Source organism: Stieleria sp., assembly GCF_041595215.1.
GTDB lineage: Bacteria > Planctomycetota > Planctomycetia > Pirellulales > Pirellulaceae > Stieleria > Stieleria magnilauensis.
This window is the reverse complement of record NZ_JBFHKV010000695.1, coordinates 1-4,723: the sequence shown is the minus strand read 5'-3', so window position 1 is coordinate 4,723 and position 4,723 is coordinate 1. Positions and strand designations below refer to the sequence as shown.

Here is a 4,723-nt window from a genome sequence, read left to right as displayed (position 1 = left end):
TCCTTCGAATCGGAACACGTGGGAGACTATCGCTTGGTCGACGTGATCGGCGTCGGCGGGATGGGGATCGTTTACCGGGCCGAAGACCCGCGACTGCGTCGAACGGTCGCGTTGAAGGTCATGAAACCGGATGTTGCGGCCAACGAGATGGCCCGAAAACGATTTCTCCGCGAAGCCGAATCCGCGGCCCGAATCGATCACGAGAACATCGTGACGATCTATCAGGTCGGTGAGCACGAGGGCATCCCGTTCATCGCGATGCGGCACCTGGTCGGGGAATCATTGCGACAGAAACTGAAACGCGAAGGCCGTATCGATCCGCGTGTCGTCGCCAACATCGGACGGCAGGTCGCGACCGGACTGGCCGCCGCCCATCAACTTGACTTGATCCATCGCGACATCAAACCGGAAAACCTCTGGCTGGAAGCGGAGACGGGACGCGTCAAGATTCTGGATTTCGGACTTGCCCGCAGTCAAACGTCCGACGTTCGGCTGACTCAATCGGGCGTCGTGCTGGGGACACCCAAGTACATGTCGCCGGAACAAGCGACAGCAAAAACGGTCGATCATCGCAGCGATCTGTTTAGTCTGGGAAGCGTGCTCTACCATTTGCTCAGTGGCCACGAACCGTTCGGAGGGACCGACTCCGCGTCCACGTTGATCAACGTCACACAAGCGGAATTTGATCCAGTCGAAAAGGTTTGCCCGCACTTGCATCCGGGTCTGGCCCGCATCATCAATCGACTGCTGGCGAAACATCCCTCCAAACGCCCGCAAACGGCCCGCGAGGTTGCGATGACGCTGGCGGAAATCGAACAGCAACTCGAAGTCGAGCACCAGGAGAACGCGAGGCGTCAAAGTCTGACCGAAACGGCCGAACTGCCGGCGCCGGCGACCTCGTCAACTGCGTCGGCCCCCCTTCCAATCAACGTGTCACCCGCCGCCGGCAAACCTCCCCTGCTCTCCCTCGTGCTGCTCGGCCTGGGGATCCTTCTCATTGGGCTACTGCTCGTTGCATTCTTGTGGGGGAACTGAGTTGTCCCAAATCGAAATTCAGCAATCGTTGGTGTCCAGGCTTTAGGCGTTTCGATTTCAAAACCAATAGACTGACAGAATCAGCTGCCACAGCAGGCCGAGCGCGATCAAGGCGGCGCCGAATTGGATCCCAAGCGTCGCGTCCACTCTCCACGGCCCCTGTTTGAGTTGCGAGCCGATTCGCTCGTCCTCCATTCCTTTGTGGACCGCAATAAAATCCTCGGATGCCGTCGAATGCCGCGACTGCAGAAGCGAAATCAGAACACAAATTGCCCCCGTCACGACCAGTGTGATTGACCAGAAACTCATGATGGATGGATTGACTCGCGGTTGGCATGGGACAATCCGTCTCGCGAGGACAACCGATCAACGAGACCGATCGTGTTGGAAGCACGAGCAATGTGACCCAGAAATGAGCGGAGCGGAGCGATTATGAAACGTGTCGTTACCCCGAGTTGGAACGTCGCAATGTTTGTGTTCAACAGGGCTCGTGTTGATTGAGCTTCGGGCGCGCTTTGTTCTTGCGGGAGAGAAAAAGAGACAGGCCCGCACGCGTCGGTAAGGGGCCACGCGGCTGCCAGAGGTATTGGGCGAAGCCTAGACACCAACGGGTGTGGCGGATTAAAACCCTGCGGATGGAAAACTCGCAGAAAACGCCTCCGACACAGGCATTCTTGATCGAAGCGGCGATCATGTTGCATCGCTACGGCACGCCGTCGCACCGTCTCGAACGCGTGATGGGTCGAGTGGCCGACGCGTTGAGCATCCACGGCGAGTTCTTGTACACCCCGACGGCGCTGGTGATTTCGCTGCGTGACCGGTCGGGCGATGAAATGACCGTGGTCCGACGCGTCGACAGTGGCCCGGTGAACGTCGACAAACTGATTCGGTTTGACCAACTGCTCAGCCGAGTGGATCGTCTGGAGATCGGCACCGACGTGGCGATGGCGGAATTAAAACGGATCGACGAGGCGACGCCCTTGTATCGCCGGCCGGTCTACATCTCCGCCTGCGCGGTCGCCTGTGCCGCCGTCGCCGTTTTCTTCGGCGGAACGCCTTGGGAAATCGCCGCGGCGGGGCTGATCGGGGCGCTCGTCGCGGGGATCGAGTTGCTGCACGAGTATTGGCGATGGGAATCGGGGCTGTTGGAACCGCTGGCCGGTGTCGCGGCGGCGACCAGTTCCTTGCTGGTCGCGGCCTATCTGGTTCCGATCGATGATCGCCTGGTCACGCTGGCCGGTCTGATCATCTTGATTCCGGGTCTGCGTCTGACGGTCGCGTTGACGGAGTTGGCCGTCGGGCATTTGTCGGCCGGAGTGGCCCGATTGTCCGGGGCATTGGTTTCGTTGGCGACGTTGGTCGTGGGCGTGTTTCTGGTCTGGCGTCTGCTGGATCGTCTTCATCCGCAACTGGGACCGCGCCCGTTGCCCGAGCCCTATTGGCAATGGATCGCCCTGGCGCTGGCGCCGATCGCGTTTGCGATCGTGTTTCGTGCCCGCTGGCGACAATGGCCGATCATCTCCTTGGTGTCGACCCTGGGGGTCCTGGCCAGCTGGGGAATCGGGCCGCAATTCGGCATCGAAGTCGGTTCGTTTTGCGGAGCCTTGTCGGTCGGATGTGTCAGCAATCTGTACGCCAGAATCCGCGACATCCCGGCGTTGGTCCCGCTGACACCGGGCATGCTAATCCTGGTCCCGGGTTCGTTCGGCTACCGGTCGCTGTCGGCGCTGTGGCAGCACCAGACCCTCGAAGGGGTTCAGTTCGGGTTTGAAATGATGCTGGTCGGCGCCAGCCTGGTCGGCGGCCTCCTGGTATCCAACGTGATCATTCCACCGAAGCGGATTCTCTGACTGCCGGTTCGAGGGTCAGCGATTTCAGTATCCCGAAGGGATTTCAGCGGGTAGCCGGAGGTCAGCGCAGCGCCACCTCCGGAGAGCACGTCAGCCGATTCCTATCGACCCCGGACGGGGTCGCAGCGAATCAATCCGCCAGCGGTGCCGAAGTCCGCGTTCAGGAAAGAGTTGATCGGGAGGCTCGTTCACCCGGGGCATCAGGCCGACTTCGAGGGATCAGGCGCGATTTGCTTCGACACCCTTCGGGGTCGCGTCCGGACGGGCGCCGGATGTCCGGAGGTGTCGCTGCGCTCACCTCCGGCTACTGGCTTTGACCCCGCCGGGGTCATCCAGCGATCACAGAGCGTCCGGAGGGCTCGCGCCCTACCGCTAGAAAATACTTCACGGCGTAGCCTCAAAGGTCAATCGTTTCCGCGGCGGAGGGACAGCGGCAACGCGTTGCCGTCGCCAAGGACGTCCACGTGCACGTCTCTCTGGGGGAACGGAATCGTGATACCGGCCTTGGCAAAGGCGTCCGCGATCGCGGTGTTGATCTGGTGCGTCACTTCGATCCGGTTGTCCAATTTTTCGAGAAAGAACCGGACGGCAAAGTTCAACGAGCTGTCACCGAACGTGTCGAAATTGATCAAGGGCGGCGGATCGGTGAGCACCTGAGGATGGGACCGCACGACTTGATAGAGCAGTTCGCGGACCTGATCGGGATCGCTGCCGTACTCCACACCGACTTCGATGGTCAACCGGTTGATGACGTTGGTGAGCGACCAGTTGAGCAACTTTTGCGTGATCAGATCTTTGTTCGGAATCACCAGCTCTTTGCGGTCCCAGTTGGTGACCGTGGTGGCGCGCATTTGAATGCGAGATACGATTCCGGTGGTGCCATCGATCGTGACCACATCGCCGACGCGGACGGGGCGTTCGAGCAGCAGGATAATTCCCGAGACGAAGTTCGCCACGATTTCCTGCAACCCGAAACCGAGACCAACCGATGCGGCTGCCAGCAGCCAACCGAGTTGGTTGTAGGGCACGCTCAGTAGGCTCAAGATAATAAAGCTACCGACGACAACGATCACGTAGCGCATCAAGGTGGCGATCGCGTAGCGTGCTCCGCCGTCGAGCGAGGTTCTGCCACGGACCATCAATTCGAACACGCGAGGGACGACGCCCGTCGCATAGACCATCAACGCCAGACCGAGCAAACTGTACAGCACGTCGAGCAGGCTGACCGTTTCGATGTTCTCGCCGGTCCCGACGTTCCAGATCGTCACGTCGTCAAAATACGCCAGCGCGGGGACCAAATCACTCCAGATCCATCCGAGTCCGACCAGCACCATCAGCGACGCCAGGACGAAGACGGTTTGTCGCCCCTGTTCGTCCAGGGTATCCAGGTCACCGACTTCTTCCTCTTCCAAGACGATGCCGACCGAGTTGGCCACCGGTTGGGATTCCGAGTTCTCCATTTCCTTGAGTTTTCGCTGCCGCAATTCCATCGCTTTTCGCCGTGCCAAATCGCGCCGCCGCAGCATCAACCAACGCGTCAGCAGCCCGTACACCAAAACCGTCGCCACCAGCAACAAGAATGTCATCTGAAGCGAATGGCCTAACCGAAAGGTCGTTTCCAGATAGCCGGCCAATGCCATCAGCGCAAACAGGACCGGCAGCAAGACGGCGATCCCCCACAGCACCTTCCGCATTCGATACACCAAGGACTTGGGGTGATCGAGCACGAGTTGCACGTGCAGCGGACTGCGCTGGCGGAGCATCAAATGATGAAAGACCGCGGTGACCAGAAACAGTGCCGTCGACAAGACCCGAATCGCAAAGATCCGAACATTGGG

4 protein-coding genes are annotated in these 4,723 nt (G+C 60.0%); 2 read left to right on the top strand and 2 right to left on the bottom strand.

Translation table 11 applies throughout. The features are described 5' to 3' along the window. A partial coding sequence (locus ABX749_RS22665) for a serine/threonine-protein kinase (protein ID WP_372897988.1) occupies nt 1-1,035 on the top strand: 1,035 nt, incomplete at its 5' end. A gap of 57 nt (nt 1,036-1,092) precedes the next feature. Here the strand turns inward: ABX749_RS22665 and ABX749_RS22660 are convergent. Further along, on the bottom strand, nt 1,093-1,344 hold the full coding sequence (locus ABX749_RS22660) for a hypothetical protein (RefSeq protein WP_372897987.1): 252 nt from the start codon (nt 1,342-1,344) through the stop codon (nt 1,093-1,095). A 326-nt stretch (nt 1,345-1,670) separates the two neighbouring features. On the opposite strand from ABX749_RS22660, the gene ABX749_RS22655 reads away from it, so the two are divergent. After that, entirely contained in the window at nt 1,671-2,885 is a 1,215-nt protein-coding gene (locus ABX749_RS22655) for a threonine/serine exporter ThrE family protein (RefSeq protein ID WP_372897986.1), read from the top strand. 404 nt (nt 2,886-3,289) lie between these two features. On the opposite strand, the gene ABX749_RS22650 is transcribed toward ABX749_RS22655, so the two are convergent. Further along, a partial coding sequence (locus ABX749_RS22650) for a mechanosensitive ion channel domain-containing protein (protein WP_372897985.1) occupies nt 3,290-4,723 on the bottom strand: 1,434 nt, incomplete at its 5' end.

Bases quoted from the DNA above. Each gene is read 5' to 3' on its own strand.
- ABX749_RS22660 (WP_372897987.1), bottom strand. From the start codon at position 1,344: ATGAGTTTCTGGTCAATCACACTGGTCGTGACGGGGGCAATTTGTGTT.
- ABX749_RS22655 (WP_372897986.1), top strand. From the start codon at position 1,671: ATGGAAAACTCGCAGAAAACGCCTCCGACACAGGCATTCTTGATCGAA.